1 protein-coding gene is annotated in these 327 nt (G+C 44.0%); it reads left to right on the top strand.

The genetic code is table 11. The features are described from left to right. A partial coding sequence (locus tag A3761_RS27370; RefSeq protein ID WP_197472948.1) for a hypothetical protein occupies positions 1-327 on the top strand: 327 nt, incomplete at both ends.

The raw sequence follows: 327 nt of genomic DNA, 5'->3' as shown, positions 1-327 counted from the left end.
CAGAGACAGGGAAGCTGGCGTATGGTTTCATACATGGAAATTGGACGCTTGATAATTGTCACCCTGAAGGCCTGCATTGTGGCGTTAATGATGAACTTTTAGTTTTGAAAGCAACAGGTTGTTATGCGGACTTTACCTTACCATCAGCGCCAAGTCCGACTCAGACATCAACAGTGAATTCGATCTATTACGCGACGGATGATCCAGATAAACCTAAATCTCATGACAAAGGCGTTGATGTTGAAGTCGGTAAGCCTGCATCTGGTGATTTGATGATAATACAGGGGCCGCTCTGTCTAAATTGGAAGAAGCGAAAGTTTGGGTTTT

This window comes from Oleiphilus sp. HI0123 (assembly GCF_001635315.1).
The sequence above is the reverse complement of the archived record's forward strand: the minus strand, read 5'-3'. Positions and strand labels throughout refer to the sequence as shown.